General features: G+C 34.3%; 14 protein-coding genes and 1 tRNA gene. 8 read left to right on the forward strand and 7 right to left on the reverse strand.

The annotated features are described in order from the left end of the window. Positions 1-1,019: 1,019 nt before the first annotated feature. The 4 genes from EG849_RS09095 to EG849_RS09110 all read right to left on the reverse strand — a co-directional run bounded on the left by EG849_RS09095 (position 1,020) and on the right by EG849_RS09110 (position 6,738). Positions 1,020-1,784 (reverse strand): class I SAM-dependent methyltransferase, encoded by a 765-nt coding sequence (locus tag EG849_RS09095; RefSeq protein WP_125012769.1) that lies wholly within the window; start codon positions 1,782-1,784, stop codon positions 1,020-1,022. Further along, the gene (gene map, locus EG849_RS09100) at positions 1,784-2,605 is read right to left on the reverse strand and encodes a type I methionyl aminopeptidase (protein ID WP_125012770.1); all 822 of its coding nucleotides are present in this window, start codon (positions 2,603-2,605) and stop codon (positions 1,784-1,786) included. The genes EG849_RS09095 and map overlap by 1 nt, the downstream gene beginning before the upstream one ends. 290 nt (positions 2,606-2,895) lie before the next feature. Further along, positions 2,896-4,413 carry a 2,3-bisphosphoglycerate-independent phosphoglycerate mutase gene (gene gpmI / locus EG849_RS09105; protein WP_125012771.1) on the reverse strand — a complete coding sequence of 506 codons (1,518 nt, stop codon included), beginning with the start codon at positions 4,411-4,413 and terminating at the stop codon, positions 2,896-2,898. After that, the gene (locus EG849_RS09110; protein ID WP_317125195.1) at positions 4,414-6,738 is read right to left on the reverse strand and encodes a DUF5916 domain-containing protein; all 2,325 of its coding nucleotides are present in this window, start codon (positions 6,736-6,738) and stop codon (positions 4,414-4,416) included. It lies immediately after the preceding gene. 298 nt (positions 6,739-7,036) lie between these two features. Here EG849_RS09110 and EG849_RS09115 point away from each other — a divergent pair, with 298 nt between their 5' ends. After that, the gene (locus tag EG849_RS09115) at positions 7,037-7,747 is read left to right on the forward strand and encodes a murein L,D-transpeptidase catalytic domain family protein (RefSeq protein ID WP_125012773.1); all 711 of its coding nucleotides are present in this window, start codon (positions 7,037-7,039) and stop codon (positions 7,745-7,747) included. On the opposite strand, the gene EG849_RS09120 is transcribed toward EG849_RS09115, so the two are convergent. Both EG849_RS09120 and EG849_RS09125 read right to left on the reverse strand, forming a co-directional pair. Beyond that, the gene (locus EG849_RS09120) at positions 7,736-9,319 is read right to left on the reverse strand and encodes a L,D-transpeptidase family protein (RefSeq protein ID WP_125012774.1); all 1,584 of its coding nucleotides are present in this window, start codon (positions 9,317-9,319) and stop codon (positions 7,736-7,738) included. The genes EG849_RS09115 and EG849_RS09120 overlap by 12 nt on opposite strands. Positions 9,320-9,399: 80 nt before the next feature. After that, positions 9,400-9,840: a GNAT family N-acetyltransferase gene (locus tag EG849_RS09125; protein ID WP_125012775.1), complete on the reverse strand. Its 441-nt coding sequence runs from the start codon at positions 9,838-9,840 to the stop codon at positions 9,400-9,402. Positions 9,841-10,010: 170 nt separating this feature from the next. Between EG849_RS09125 and EG849_RS09130 the strand changes: the two genes are divergently transcribed. After that, positions 10,011-10,083, forward strand: a tRNA-Gly gene (locus EG849_RS09130). A 106-nt stretch (positions 10,084-10,189) separates the two neighbouring features. On the opposite strand, the gene pepE is transcribed toward EG849_RS09130, so the two are convergent. Next, a complete protein-coding gene (pepE, locus tag EG849_RS09135) occupies positions 10,190-10,897 on the reverse strand; it encodes a dipeptidase PepE (protein ID WP_125012776.1) in 708 nt (235 codons plus the stop codon). A 248-nt stretch (positions 10,898-11,145) separates the two neighbouring features. Between pepE and EG849_RS09140 the strand changes: the two genes are divergently transcribed. Genes EG849_RS09140 through EG849_RS09165 form a run of 6 tightly spaced genes read left to right on the forward strand, consistent with a single transcriptional unit; the run spans position 11,146 to position 15,153 of the window. After that, positions 11,146-11,796 carry a hypothetical protein gene (locus EG849_RS09140; protein ID WP_125012777.1) on the forward strand — a complete coding sequence of 217 codons (651 nt, stop codon included), beginning with the start codon at positions 11,146-11,148 and terminating at the stop codon, positions 11,794-11,796. Next, the gene (locus EG849_RS09145) at positions 11,793-12,524 is read left to right on the forward strand and encodes a peptidase associated/transthyretin-like domain-containing protein (protein ID WP_125012778.1); all 732 of its coding nucleotides are present in this window, start codon (positions 11,793-11,795) and stop codon (positions 12,522-12,524) included. Before EG849_RS09140 ends, EG849_RS09145 begins: the two co-directional genes overlap by 4 nt. Further along, the gene (locus tag EG849_RS09150; protein ID WP_125012779.1) at positions 12,514-13,263 is read left to right on the forward strand and encodes a peptidase associated/transthyretin-like domain-containing protein; all 750 of its coding nucleotides are present in this window, start codon (positions 12,514-12,516) and stop codon (positions 13,261-13,263) included. Before EG849_RS09145 ends, EG849_RS09150 begins: the two co-directional genes overlap by 11 nt. Next, on the forward strand, positions 13,253-13,966 hold the full coding sequence (locus EG849_RS09155; RefSeq protein WP_125012780.1) for a peptidase associated/transthyretin-like domain-containing protein: 714 nt from the start codon (positions 13,253-13,255) through the stop codon (positions 13,964-13,966). The genes EG849_RS09150 and EG849_RS09155 overlap by 11 nt, the downstream gene beginning before the upstream one ends. Then, positions 13,953-14,639 (forward strand): peptidase associated/transthyretin-like domain-containing protein, encoded by a 687-nt coding sequence (locus EG849_RS09160; protein WP_125012781.1) that lies wholly within the window; start codon positions 13,953-13,955, stop codon positions 14,637-14,639. Before EG849_RS09155 ends, EG849_RS09160 begins: the two co-directional genes overlap by 14 nt. Positions 14,640-14,652: 13 nt before the next feature. Next, positions 14,653-15,153, forward strand: coding sequence for a DUF6702 family protein (locus EG849_RS09165; protein WP_125012782.1), 501 nt, complete (start codon positions 14,653-14,655; stop codon positions 15,151-15,153). The last annotated feature ends 53 nt before the right edge of the window (positions 15,154-15,206 follow it).

Raw genomic sequence — 15,206 nt, forward strand, 5'->3', positions numbered from 1 at the left:
TTGGGAAAAAGTGAAAGTATAATATAGAAGTAATAGTTAATTATTTCAAGCATTCTAGAAATTACTTTCTGATATATTTAAATAACAAATCTTTCAAATGATTAAAAAAGGATTTATTTAAATTAGAAAAAATCAAAAATAATACGAAATTCAAGAATTTTGCACAATCTTACAGAGACTTAGAAAATTTGGTAACTCTGATAGGAAAAATAGTATCTCTTAAAAAAAATACTAAAGTTTCAAAATAGAAGATAATAGAATTTTAAGTTAAAGTCAAATTATTATAAACAAAAATCACTTTTGGATTCAGAAGTCTATCTAGATAATTAATGTATTCATTTTAAATAATAATCACAGTACTGTTGACTGTGCTTAGTTCGGGATAAATAGGCGGATTTATTATCTAAGAAAAACTTATGAAGTAATAAATAATTACTTCATAAGTTTTTTATGATTTTAAGAAAATCATTTAGGCTATGTTTCAAAATAAAAAAAAGGAATTAATATCATTGAAAAGATAAATTTATCAATATATTGGCTAATTATTTATTGTTATAAAATGATAGTAACATAAAACTATGAAGTATAATTATAGTTTTAGAAATTAAAAACTTTTTCTATTTATAAATTTAAAAAGCATGAAAAATCTAGAGTCATAAATCGCTGACATCAAATGAAGACAAGACAGTGCTATTTCAAACTTGATAACGGATACTTGTTCAAAAATGGTAAGTCAGTTCAATGTAGATGCAGAAAGCAGTTTAGCAATGTTACAAAGGAACAAAACGGAGTGAAATAAGGATTATGTCGTTATAGTAGGTGTTAAAATCTTATGAATAGGGTAGAGAAATAAACAACAGGAAATACCCATATTATTCTAATTATATGGTTAAGTGAAATCAAATACATATTAGAATAAAATATTAATGAAAACCTATAATTTAAAAAACCCTTGTAAATTTTTTTATAAGGGTTTTTTAAAATAACCGCTACGAATTATTTAGAAGTAGTCAATTTTTTTATTTAAAGCAAACCGGAATAATTTCTCCTTTTGCCAGGCAATATCTTTCCACTAATTCCGGAGCTAATTTTGCAGTATAATCTTCTTCAACAACGGTAAAGCCAATGCTTCTTAATTTATCAAAATAATCACGGCCATAAATTCTCACGTGATCGTATTGCCCAAAGATTTTGGCTCTTTCTTTTTGATCGGTAATGGAATCGTCAGCAAAAGTGGTCGCTCTGTTCAAATCCTGCGGAATCTGGAAAATTCCAATACCGCCCGGTTTTAAAACACGATATAATTCTTGCATCGCCTTTGTGTCATCCGGAATGTGTTCTAAAACGTGATTACACAAAATAATATCATACATATTATCCTCAAAAGGCAAGTCGCAAATATCTGCTTTCACATCCGCCAACGGCGAAAATAAATCGGTTGTTGTATACTCTAAATTCTTTTGGTTTCTGAATATCTTGTAAAAAGCCTGTTCAGGAGCAAAATGCAGTACCTTTTTCGGAGCCGTAAAAAAATCGGTTTCATTGTTCAGGTAAAGCCAAAGCAAACGGTGTCTTTCCAGAGATAAAGTACTTGGCGAAAGCACATTGTTTCGCTGTGTTCCATAACCATAAGGCAAGAATTTCTTGAAACTTCTTCCATCAATCGGGTCGGTAAAAGTGTTTCCTTTCAGGGCAAGTGCCAAAACAGGACGAATCACATAACTCAGCCGAATCAATAACGGGCGAGGGATGGTATTGAGGATGAATTTAAAAGCTTTCTTCATTATGAAAGTACCAAAGGCTGTCTTCTGAATTCCGCTTCCTCATCACTCACAATTCCCAAGGCTTTATAAATATAAGCATACGTCGAAAGCAATTCTGGTTTTCCGTCAATCAAGGCCACATCGTGCTCAAAATGCGCGCTCGGTTTTCTGTCAGCAGTCACGATTGTCCAGCCGTCTTTCAACTGCTTGATGTTTTTGGTACCCAAGTTGATCATCGGTTCAATAGCCACTACCATGCCTTCTACAAACATCTTTCCCCGACCGCGTTTTCCATAGTTTGGCATTTCAGGATCCTCGTGCATTTTCTTGCCCAACCCGTGTCCAACCAATTCACGAACCACGCCATATCCGTGTGCTTCTGTATATTTTTGAATCGCATTACCCACATCTTCCACGCGGTTTCCGGCTTTAAATTCACGGATCCCAACATACAAAGACTCTTTCGTAACCTGCAATAATTTTTTAGTTTCCGGAGCCACATCGCCAACTTCAAAAGTGTACGCGTGGTCGCCATAATATTCGTTCATCAAAGTTCCGCAATCCACCGAAACAATATCGCCCTCTTGAATTGGCGTATTCGTTGGCAAACCGTGAACCACCTGGTCATTCACGCTCGTTAAGATCGAAGACGGGCAGCCATATAATCCCAAAAATCCAGGAACCGCACCGTGATCTCTGATAAACTCTTCCGCCAATTTGTCTAAATGTAAAGTCGTCACGCCCGGTTTGATTTCAGTTGCAATCATTCCCAATGTTTTTGAAACAAGCAACGCACTTTGGCGCATCAACTCAATTTCTTCTCTGGTTTTCTGGATAATCATATTTCAAAATTTGATTTGCAAAAGTACAAATTTTATTTATAAATTTTTTGAAGCTATTTCCGGCTTTCTGCTACAAGTCCTCGGCCAAAAAACTTTTTTTCTACGCCGTAAAAGGAGCTTCCTTCGGTCGCTCTTTTCCGGCAAGAAAAAATAGTTTTTCAGCCTGCGGGCTTTCCGCGATAATCCGGGCTAGGGCATTGTGCAATTGATGAACTTTCTAATGTAATTATAAAAAAAAATGCCTGTCAAGAAAAAATCCCAACAGGCAAAGTATATTAAAATTTTAAAAACTATAACAACGAATGTCTTGTCATTGCTACTGGTTTTTCAACGCCCATCAAGGCTAAAATAGTTGGAGCAATATCACCCAGAACACCGTCATTCACGTGTTTCAAATCGTTGTCGACCAAAATAATCGGCACCGGATTGGTCGTGTGCGCCGTATTCGGACTTCCATCAGGGTTAATCATCGTTTCGCAATTTCCGTGATCGGCAATTACAATCGTAGTATAACCGTGTTCTAAAGCAGTTGTGATTACTCTTTCAGCACATTTGTCAACGGCTTCGCAAGCTTTGACCGCTGCCTCCATAACGCCAGTGTGCCCCACCATATCTCCGTTTGCAAAATTTAAGCACACGAAATCAACTTCTTGTTTTTCTAATTCCGGTACCAGCGCGTCGGCCAATTCAAAAGCGCTCATTTCGGGCTGTAAATCATACGTAGCTACTTTTGGAGAATTTTTCAAGATTCTGCTTTCGCCCACGAATTCTTTCTCCCTTCCGCCAGAAAAGAAAAAAGTAACGTGCGGATATTTCTCTGTTTCGGCAATCCTGATTTGCTTTTTGCCGTTTTTTTCTAAAACTTCACCAAGTGTTTCTGTAATATTGTCTTTGTCATAAATCACGTGCATTCCCGTATACGTGTCGTCATAATTGGTCATTGTCACATAATACAAATTCAATTTATGCATGTTTTGTTCGTGGCAATCAAACTGCGTCAAAACTTCGGTTAATTGTCTTCCTCTGTCTGTTCTGAAGTTGAAGAAAATAATTACGTCGTCGTTTTCAATTACGGCAGTCGGTTCATTATTTTCATTGACAACCACCAACGGATCGATAAATTCATCAGTGATGTTTTTTTCATAACTTTCGTGAAGGCTTGAAATCACATTTTTTGTTGGGGTTCCAATGCCGTTAACTAGCAAATCATAGGCTTTTTTAACGCGCTCCCAACGTCTGTCGCGATCCATTGCATAATATCTTCCGAGAACGGAAGCTAATTTTGCTTTTTTGTTTTCCAAATGCTTTTGCAAAGCGGAAATGAAGAAAATTCCAGATTTTGGATCCACATCGCGACCGTCTGTGAATGCGTGAATAAAGACGTTATCTAAGCCATAATTTTCTGTTGCATCAACCAAACCTTTTAAATGTTCAATGTGCGAGTGAACGCCTCCGTCAGAAACTAGTCCTAAAAGATGCACTTTTTTATTGTTTTCTTTAGCGTAAGCAAACGCTTCCACCAAGGCTTTTTCGTTTTTTAATGTGTTTTCTTGAACGGCAAGATTTATTCTCACCAAATCTTGATAGATAATTCTTCCGGCACCCAGGTTCATGTGTCCTACTTCTGAATTTCCCATTTGCCCTTCCGGAAGGCCAACGTTCAAGCCGTCAGTTCTTAAAGAAGCGTTTGCGTATTTTGTATATAGGCTGTCAATAAAAGGCGTATGGGCATTGTCAACTGCAGAGACTTTTGGATCTGGAGATTTTCCCCAACCGTCCAAAATCATAAGGATCACTTTCTTGTTCATTTAAAATTTGTTTTTAATCGTATTGTAGTCTATAAAATATCGGATGCTGACTGAAAAGATATTATTTAGGTTATTTTCAAATAAATTCTTGAAATTTTTGCTGATTGTATTGTCAATATCTGTTCTAAAATCGGTAGCATTATTTCTATAAAGTACTGAAATTTGACTTCCTGGCGCAAACCACCAAGAATAAGAAAGGTCAAAATTCCATGTGCTAAAATTTGAATCTTCGAATTCTGTAAAATTACTATTTGTGGTTAAGCTTCCGTCGTTTTGCAATGTTAAATATTGGTTATAATCAGCATAAGACCAATAATATCTCGCAGATAGATTAATTGTCATCTTTGGGTTCAAAGAGTATTTCATTCCTAAAGTGTTGATAATCGTTCTTCGTTCTCTTTGACCAAAAATGATGTCATCAGAAGTATAACCAACCCAACCACGGTCATTATTGAATCTGTTAATAAAAAAATTGTAGTTTATTAGAAACTTGTTGTTAAAACGATATCGTGGAGCGACTGTTAGGCCATAAGCAATTCGGTCTTTTTCTTCCGTAATATTTAATTCTGGAATAACATCAACGGCAAATTTTCTATTGTAGTTGGACGAAAAATAAATATTAGAATAAATATATCTTGGAATAATAGAAAAACGTTCGGCAACTCGCGGTTCATAAAAATCATAAGCCTCAAACGGATGAATGTAAATGGCAGCGCCAATAAAGTCATTTTTTTTAGTAGTCGAGCTGAAATCAATGTCCATAGTCGCTCGTTGTAAACGGCCTGTTGTATTTTGAAATTCGCTGTAATAATGCGTACTTATTTTAAAAGTATTAAAATTCGCATTTGGGTTTAAAATACGATAACTCAAATTGGCATAAACACTATGATAATTATTCATGTTTAAAATCCCCATATCGTTTGAGTCATAATCATCTGAAATGTATTGAACTCCGGTGTTGTATCTCCAAACTCCGCCTCTTTTTCCGACTTGAATCGATGAATTTATACCTTGACGATTGTCATAATCTTGGTATTCATTGATGAAACTATATTTAAAATCTCCTAAAAGATTGAATTTATTGTCTTTTGTGTTTAAGTCATACACAATTGCAGAAACATTGGCATCACGAAATTCTCCGGCTCTCAGTACATTCGTGTTTACAAAAGAAACAGAGGAATTTTGATTGAAACGCTGGTCTAAAACCAAAACATTGTAATTAGTTAAAGGTTCAACAAGTACTTCTCTCTTTTCGCCAGTAATTGTATTATTTATAGTTGCATATGTTTTTTCAGTTACTGCATTTAAAACACCAATACCCAATCCGCCCGAAGTTCTTCCGGAAACTTTGGTAGCATTGATAATATTTATGGCAGAAGGATTCAGGGCAACTTCATCATCGGTTTCTCCATAAGCATACGTGGAAGGAACGCCGCCAATTCTTCGAGAATACAATAAATTACCTTTAGTAAAAAGGTCAATTCCCTCGGTAAAGAAAGGGCGGTTTTCATTGAACTGTTGTTCGAAAGGTCCTAAATTTAAAACTACATTGTCATAAACAGTTTGCCCAAAATCAGGAACTAAAATGGCGTCTAAAGTGAATGAATCATTAATGCCGTACTTAATATCTAAACCTGCTTTAAAAGTGTTTTCGGTTCCGTTTTGATTGCTTTCAGCATAATAGGAAGAATAAGGGATAAAGAAAAGACGGGTAGGAGGTTTAATGTTTTCAATGCCGTCCAGCTGTCCTGTTTGTGGCATTAATGAGCCTACTTTTAAGCTGATTGGGTTCCAAGTGTATTTCTGACGATCTCTTTTGATATCTCTCCAGAAATTGATTCCCCATGTTTGCTTTTCATCATTTGAAAAACGTAAAGCAGCATATGGAATTTTCATTTCAACGACCCATCCAAACTCAGTAATCGCTACTTCGCTGTCCCAAATGGCATCCCAAGAATAATCATCATTACCCTCCGTTGACAAGCAATCTAATTGAACGCCAGCGGCAGTTACATAAAATCTAAAATCTTGTTGACCGTCATTAAAACCATTTATGAAAACAGCAAAATCATCAGTTGTCCCAAAATAATCTCTTTGGGTCATCTCCTTTAAAATTTTGTCTGGTTCGTCATCATACAGAGTAGCAGCTATATAGATGGCATCATTATTGTATAATACTTTAACCTCAGTTCGTTTTTCATAACTAATTGGTTTCCCGTTATCTGGTTCATACATTACAAAATCTGTTGCAACTTGTGCTGTGCTCCAGATTTCTTCGTCAAATTTACCATCTATCGATATGTTTTCTGAAATTTTCTTTGTCACCAAAGTTTTTTTCTGACAAAACCCATCAATACTGAGAAGTAGTATAAAAGCAAATAAAATTTGTGAAAAACGTAGGTGCATTAGCAATATTTTGTAAGACAAAAATAGTCATAAATAGAACATACACAATTAGTTTACAATATATTTTAAACATTCACGTTATAAGATTGTTGTATAAATGTTACACGACAACCATTTTTTGTTAAATTCCCCCATTTTAACATAACAATATTTTGATACTAAATAATTTTTAATACTTTTGGCGACCCTCAAGTCGTATTTAAACCAAACATATTCAATGATTTACAAGTTTTTACCCGTACTATTGGTTTTTTTTAGTTCTTTTTCTGTTAACGAAAAAAAGCCTACCGAGCCTAAAAAATTAATCGCTGCTGCTACTGAAACAACTTTTGAAATGAAAGCAGAAAAAATCTACAGCAACTTACAGTCCAATAACCTTTCTATGCCTAAGATGGAAAGTTTTACAAAAGCTTTGCAAGGATTTTATGCTTTGAAAGCAAAGGGAACCATTAAAAAAGATATCTTAACGATTGTTGATTTTACACTTTCTTCAAATACAAAAAGAATGTGGATCATTGATATGGCGACGAATACTGTTTTGTACAATTCTTTGGTTGCCCACGGAAGAAATACCGGAGAGGAATTTGCAAAAGATTTCTCAAACGCGAATTCTTCTTATAAAAGCAGTCTAGGCTTTTATGCAACTGGAGAAGTTTACCAAGGAAAACACGGTTTTTCGCTTCGTCTTGACGGTCTTGAAAAAGGAATCAATGACAATGCAAGAAGCAGAGCGGTTGTAATTCACGGAGCTGATTATGTAGCTGAAGACTTTATCAAAGCACACGGAAGATTAGGCAGGAGCCAAGGATGTCCAGCGCTTCCAGTTGGAATTACAAAAGAAGTCATCAATATAATTAAAGACAAATCGTGTCTTTTTATTTACCATCCTTCTACAAATTACAAAACAGCAACTAAATTAATCTCTTAATTTAGAATATAATTCGCTGTCTAATTTATAAATATCGGGCCTGAACTGGAGCATGTTTTTATCGCTCCAGGCAGTCCAATAAAGCTGGTAAATGTAAACATCGTTCTTGATGTTTGCATTTTGTGTTTTCTCTGTTTTCAGGGTTTCGGTTATCTTTTCTAAATTCCATTTTTCTTTATCGTCCAGCAAATATTCGGTGAGTTCTAACGGATTTTGCACCCTGATGCAACCCGAACTTAAAGAGCGGTCTGTTTTTTGAAAATGTTCCCGGTAATTCGTATCGTGAAGATAAACGGAGTAATGATTTGGGAAAATAATTTTTACCATTCCTAAAGAGTTGAACGTTCCTGGGCTTTGAACATATTTATAATTTGATGCTTTTGCCGGATTCCAACTCCAAACATTTACTTCATTATTGTTGAAATCATAAATCTTTATGTTTTTCTTTTTCAAGTAATTCCTGTTTTTAATAGTTTCAGGAATAATATCTTCTTTTAAAATAGTGGGAGGCACCGTCCATGTCGGGTTAAAAACCGCGTAGCTCAGCTTTGAATTCAAGATGGGTGTTTTTCTTTGTAATGTTCCTACAATAATATTATGTGTTCGCAAAGTGTCCTTTTTGTGTACAGCATACAGTTTGTATTCGGGAATATTGATTATCAGATATCTTTCGCCCATTTCTTTCGGAAACCATCTCCAGCGTTCTAAGTTGGCGATAATTTGCTTTTGGCGTTCTTCCTTTGAAACATTCAAGGCTTGGATGGTGGCTTTGCCGATGATTCCGTCAGAAGCGAGGCCGTGCCTGATTTGGAATTTTTTAATGGCTTTTTCTGTTTCTTCATCATAAATTTGCGTCAAAGAGTCTTTTGCTTTTAAATCGTTCCAATAAATCAATTTCTTTTTTATGTCAAGTAGAGCAGGATTTTTGTCGTCTTTTTTGAACTTTGCGTCAAGCGAGATATTTTTTAAAGTGTCCTTAGGATAAGTATTTAATAAAGAAAGTGCGTTTTTCAGCCTTTTGTAAACAAGATGTGTTGGCCTCATTTTTTCAAATACAGCTTTTAATGAATCGCCGTTAATAGCGTCAGTAAGGTATTTGTTGCTGTCGATAACGGGCGTTTTCAAATCCCAATCATCATATAAATCTCTCGGGTTTAATTTTCCGGTATTCATGTCAGAAAGGTATTTTTGAACCAAAAGCGTTATTGAAATGTCATAATTAACAAGTTCTTTTTCGCTAAAAGTGCCCACTCTTGACTCAATTTCTAACAATTCTTCTCCTTGGTAATCCTCCGCCTCCAGGCCTTCTTCATTTGCTTTTAATAGAATTGTTGCTACTGATTTTCTGTTTTCAGCACTGTTCCAAACGGTTTGAAAATGATTCATTCTATAAAAAGAAGTCAGTTGGCTGTTCGAAAACGAAAGCAACAAGGTGGAATCAATCGAATGGCTGTTGCTTTCTTTTTCAGTTTTATTGAGAGAAACGGTTTCTGAATAAGCATAAAAGGCTTCCTTTTTTTTGCACGAAACAAAAAAAACAATAAAAAGTACTATTGAAATAAATTTGCGCATATTTAGAAAGGCAGAAATAATTTCAACCAAATTACTTAAAATTAAGGGAATAGTTTTTAGGATTGCGTTAAACTTTGATCTTAAGTTATTTTTTTGTGCATTATAAAATGAGTTCCGATATCGCCAATGATAAATGGCGCACCGATTATTTTGTATCCTAATTTTTCATAAAAACCCACAGCAATTTCCCGTGCATTAAACCAAATCACTTCACCGCCACGGCATTTGGCATTTGCTTCGGCATATTTTACAAGAGATTCTCCGATTCCTCTTTTCTGAAATTCTTTTAAAACCGCCATTCCTCTTAACTGAAATTGATTATTTTCGGTAAGTAAATCAGTCTTTTCTTGGAACAAAGAAGCGATTCCTGCTAAATTTTCATCCATGAACAAACCAAAATGGCGGGTGGACTCTAAATTATCGCCTTCAAAATGGCAAGTTTCAATACTTTTTCCAGGTCTTAAAACAGGCTGGCGGACAGAAAAAGTTTCTAAAGCGGTAATTTCTTTAATGGACAGCATACAAATTTTAAATTTTTTCTGATTTTATTTTTTGGCATAACAATTTAATAATAAAAAGATTATGTCCTAAATTCTCTTATTTTACAAAGGTCGTCAAAAAAAGTTGTATTTTTTTTCAAGAAAAACTTGCAACAAAGAAATCTTTTGACGTATATTTGCACCGTTGAAACGCAGAAGTAGCTCAGTTGGTAGAGCTCCAGCCTTCCAAGCTGGTTGTCGCGAGTTCGAGCCTCGTCTTCTGCTCTTAAAGAAAATCTCAAGTGAAAGCTTGAGATTTTTTGTTTTATAGCATTTTGTCATTTTAAAATAAGTGCCACAGATTAAAACATTTAGTCTGTGGCACTTTTTGTTATTTTAAAGAACTCAAGTCGCTTCCGGTTGGCAATTCTTCCGGATTTTGATTCTGCCTAAAAAGGCGCGCTTGCAAATCTCCTTTTAAAATAATCTTTTCTCCTTTCACATCAAGCCAGCTTCCTTCACGAAGTCCTAAAACGGGCAAGGAATTAAACTGATGGAATTCTTTTATTCTGGTTTCGCGTGTTTCGCCCATGTGTTTTGAATTGGCATCGGGATCCAAATAATGCGGATTCAAATTAAACGGAACCATTCCTAAAGTTTGAAAGCTCGGCGGATAAATAATCGGCATATCGTTGGTGGTTTGCATCGTCAATCCAGTAATGTTGCTTCCGGCACTTGTTCCCAGATACGGCGTTCCTTTTTTTAGGGTTTCTGTCAAAAGCGACATTAAATTATAGCGATACAATTGAGAAACGAGTAGAAAGGTGTTTCCACCTCCGGTAAAAATACCTTCTGCGTTTTGAATTGCTTCCGCAGGATTTTCAAATTCGTGAATTCCTTTGACTTTAATATGTATTTTGGCAAAAGCCTCGCTTACTTTAGAAGTATAGGCTTCATGCGAAATGCCACTTGGCCTTGCATAAGGAATAAAAATCAGGGTTTTTACATCTTTAAAATGAACGGCAAGTTCAGGCAGCAGATAGTCTAAATATTCTCCATCATGAAGTGTGGAAGTGCTTGCAATTATTAAGTTTTTCATTGAAATAAATTTGAATTGTAAAAATACAAAGGTTTAAAAGAATTAAACCCATCATTTTAAATAGTTTATTATTAACATAAATTTAGTACGTCTTTGGCAATGTTTTTGGAGATGCATCAGATATTTTTACAAATCAAATGTACCCCCAGCAGATTATGCCGCAAAATATTATTTATTCACTAGTACTTCTGCTCTCTTTCTCGATGTTTTCTCAAGAAACTGAAAGAAAAAATTGGAAAGGTAAAGTTATGGCATCAGTGCAAGCGCTTGATGGGATTTATGTTCTTAACTTAACTTCAAAAAAAGAAACTATTACAAAAGAAGGTGGATATTTTACTATTCCTGCTCGTGTGGGTGATTCTATTATGTTTTCTTCCATTCAGTTTAAAGGAAAAACGCTGGTTTTAGATTCAAAAAGTTGGGAAGACAGCTTGTTTTTTGTTAAATTAGAGACATTAATTAATGAGCTCGACGAGGTAATGGTGGTTCAATACAAAGGTTTTGATGCCTATTCAATGGGAATTATTTCCAAACCCGCAAAGGTTTATACGCCAGCCGAAAGAAAATTGAGAACCGCAACGGGTCTTGATGCAAAAGCAGGATTAAGTTCTTCCATGACAATTGATCCGCTTTTTAATATGCTTTCTGGAAGAACGGCAATGCTGAAACGCAATCTGGAAGTAGAGAAAAAAGAACGCTGGATGAATCAAATAGAAAATTTGTTTGAAGAACAATATTTTACTGATAAATTAAAAATTCCGTCAGACCATATTAAGGGATTTCAATTTTTTGCTGTAGAAAATCAAAGATTTGTAAAAACCCTAAGTTTAAAAGATAAAGCAATGGCTACTTTTTTGATTGGAGAACTTGCTAAACAATATAAAGAAACCATAAAATGATAAAAAAAAACTACCTAATAGTCCTTGTGCTTTTAATGTCCACTTTTGTTTTTGCTCAAAACGGTGAAAAACTAATCAAGGGAAAAGTTTTAACGGGTCAGATTCCGGTGGAAAATGTAGAAGTCATCAATATTTCAAACCAAAGTTCTACGACAACAAACAGTAAAGGTGAATTTCAAATTAGCGCAAAATCCAACGATCCGCTCATTTATTCCAATTCTAATTATGAAAATGTTCGTAAAAGACTGCTTAAGTCAGAATTTGAATCAGGGCAAATTACAGTTTCATTAATCCCGATAGCAACTAATCTTGACGTGGTTGTGATTGATAAAACAAATGCGATTTCAGGATTTGAAGGCGCCAAAAAGTTTACGCCAGCCGAAAGAAGATTGGAGACCGGAAACAAACAATTCCGTTTGAAGCAAGGTTTAGAAATAAGTAACGACGCAATCATTAACAAAATTTCGGGTAAATCAAAAAGATTGAAAAAGGAAGTTGAAGTAGAACGAAAAGAGGCTTTTTTAGAAGAATTCAGCGACACTTTTGCCGACGAATTTTTTACAGAGGATTTGAGAATTGAAAAAGAATATGTTGATGGTTTTAAGTTTTATCTTGCAGAAGATCCAGAATTCATCAAAGCTTTTCATACGTATTCAGATCAAGAATTTGGCGCAATGATTCTTCGGAAAACAGAAGAATATAAGAAGCTGATTGCCAATGAAAAATAATTTTATTCTTATTTGTTTTTTAGTTTTCCAGATTTCTTTTGCCCAAGAAAAGAAGTTGCATGGGAAAATACTAGCGGACGGAAATTTAGCTGAAGGAATAAATGTGGTCAACTTGGTCAATGAAACATCGACGCTGACAGATTCAAAAGGAGAATTTCAAATTCTTGCAAAGGAAGACGACTTGCTGGTTTTTTCTTCGATGAATTATGAATATAAGAGAAAACTTATTTCTGCTGAAAATATGGAATCAGGAAGTTTTTCAGTTGAAATGATACCGAAGGTGAATGAAATTGAAGTGATTACAATTGAAAATTATCAAAACATAAACGCAGTTAGTTTAGGGATTCTACAAAAGCCAATAAAGCAATTAACCCCAGCGGAAAGGAGACTATACACAGCTGGAGATTTTAAACCGATACATTTACTTAGTATTTTAGGAGGAAGCCTTCCGCTTGATCCCCTTATAAATGCAATTAATGGTCGAACAAAACGATTAAAAAAGGAAATAGGAATCGAAAAAAGAGAGCATTATTTAAATGAGTTACAACTTATGTTTCCTGATGAATATTTTACTGAAACCTTAAAAATCCCTTCGCAATATAGTAAAGGATTTCAGTTGATGGCAATAGAAGATGAAGAATTTATAACAATGCTTAAAAGTGGAAACAGGACACTTTCTTCCATTCGTTTAATTCAACTTTCTGAAATTTATAAAGATTTACAAGTCAATGAAAAATAAATTACTCTTGATTTTTATAATCTTTTTTCAATTCTCTTTTGCTCAAGAAAAAATAATTCACGGAAAAATTTCTGCAGAAGGCAATAATGTCGAAGGAATCAATATTATAAATTTAGTTAATGAAAGGTCAACTGTTTCTGATGTAAACGGAGGGTTTCAAATTTTGGCAAAAGTCGAAGATTTATTGGTTTTAACGGCAGTAAATTTTGAATACAAGCGCAAAATAATTACCACAGAAGATGTAAATGCTAAAACTATTGAAATCAAAATGACGCCAAAAGTAGGGCAGATCGATGAAGTGGTAATCACGCAATATAAAAACATCAATGCGGTTGATTTAGGGATTCTCTCTAAGCCTGCCAAAGTGTACACTCCTGCGGAAAGAAGAGTGAGGACAGCAACGACAGGGCTTTTAGATCCGTTGGTGAATTTGATTTCAGGAAGAACAAAAAAACTGAAAGATAATGTTCAAATTGAAAGAAGAATTTTTCTTTTAGAAAAAATAGATGATTTATATGAAGACGAGTATTTTGTCAATAAGTTAAAAATTCCAGAGGACAAAATTTCGGGATTTAAATATTATGCTGTCGAAGATGCTAAATTGGTTAGCGCGCTTAATTCTAAAAATAGGGTATTGAGCGATTTGATTTTTGTACAACTTTCTCAAAAATATAAAGCACTTCTTTCAGATGAAAAAAAATAAAATTATTATCCTGACTTTTTTTATTTCGTATCTCAATTTTGCCCAAGAAAAGTTAATTAAAGGAAAAATTATCGCCGACGGTAACAACGTTGAAGGAATAAATTTGATGAATCTAGTCAATGAGAAATCCACGATTACAAATTCAAATGGTGAATTTTCAATATTGGTTAAGGAAGACGATTTGTTGATTTTTTCTGCAGAAAGTTTCCATTATAAAAGAAAATTGATAGATGCTGACGATTTGAAAAAAGATTTGATAATCATTGAAATGGAGCCGAAACCCATTGAAATTCCGGAAGTTATAGTGAATCAATTTAGTTATCTTACAGCTTATAATTTAGGGATAATTAATTATATTCCAAGAGTTTATACGGTTGCTGAAAGAAGAATGAACAGCAAAGTGGGAACTGCCGCAGATAGAAAAGCCCAACTAGAAGCAGAGAAAAAAGCGATGATTGTTGAAAAAATAGAGCGCCTTTTTGATGATGAATATATTGTTCAAACTTTAAAAATTGACCCTGATTATGTGAAGGCTTTTAAGTATTATTTTTCTGAAGATAAAGCATTTGCAAAAGTGGTAAACAGCAAAATTGAGGATGATATTACATTGGCAATTATTGAAATCGCTCAAAAATACAATGAGCTTCAAACGGAAGAAATTGTCAAAGAATAATTACTTTTGAAAAATGAAAAAAATTATAAAAGGCATTTTTGTTTTATTCCTTTTTATGGGATTGACGTCAATGACGGTGCATAAATTTTATGTTTCGGTAAACCAAATTGATTTTGTTCCAAAGAAAAAAGCGCTTGAAATCACATCCAGAATTTTCATTGACGACTTAGATTTGGCTTTAGAAAAAAAGTTCAAAAAGAAAGTATATCTCGCTACTTCCCGAGAAACCGCTGACGCAAAAGAATTACTCCAAAAATACTTTTCTGAAAATTTTTCAATAAAAGTAAACGGTCAGGAAAAGCAAATCAATTTTCTCGGAAAAGAAGTAGAAGAGAATGTTTTGATTTGTTATTTCAATGTAAAAGACGTTCAGAAAGTCACTTCTTTAGAAATAAAAAATGCAGTTTTAATGGAGCTTTATGACCAACAGCATATCTTTCACACGAATGTTTCTGGAAAGAAAAAGAGCATCTTGCTTACTAACGAAACTTCGAGCAGTGTGTTAAAATATTAGCAATCTTTTTTGCTTTAGGCTAAATTGAGTATTTTTCCACCTTTTAAGAAAAC

Origin of the sequence: Flavobacterium macacae, from assembly GCF_003865365.1 — a bacterium.
GTDB classification, from domain to species: domain Bacteria; phylum Bacteroidota; class Bacteroidia; order Flavobacteriales; family Flavobacteriaceae; genus Flavobacterium; species Flavobacterium macacae.